Raw genomic sequence first — 268 nt, forward strand, 5'->3', positions numbered from 1 at the left:
GGTCTATGCGCGGCTGCACTGGTCGCTGAAGGCGGTCGCGGTGGTCGTGACCAGCGCCTTCTACGTCGTCAGCTTCGGCGAAATGCGCGGACTGCTCGGCTGGGCCAGCAGCGACCGGCTGCCGGTCGCCTTCAAGCTGCTGAAGGCGCGTATCGTCGAGCCGCATTCGCTGGAGGGCGATCCCGGCGCGATCTATCTGTGGGTCGAGGAACTCGACGAGGACCATCGTCCGAGCGGCATCCCGCGGGCCTTCCGCGTCCCCTACAAC

Annotated in this window: 1 protein-coding gene; it reads left to right on the forward strand. The window is 67.5% G+C overall.

Annotated features, from left to right (window positions below):
• On the forward strand, positions 1-268 hold a 268-nt coding region (locus C1X29_RS29965), incomplete at both ends, for a hypothetical protein (RefSeq protein ID WP_218275726.1).

Source organism: Pseudomonas sp. GW456-12-10-14-LB2 (assembly GCF_002884345.1).
In the GTDB taxonomy this organism is placed as follows: domain Bacteria; phylum Pseudomonadota; class Gammaproteobacteria; order Pseudomonadales; family Pseudomonadaceae; genus Aquipseudomonas; species Aquipseudomonas paraglycinae.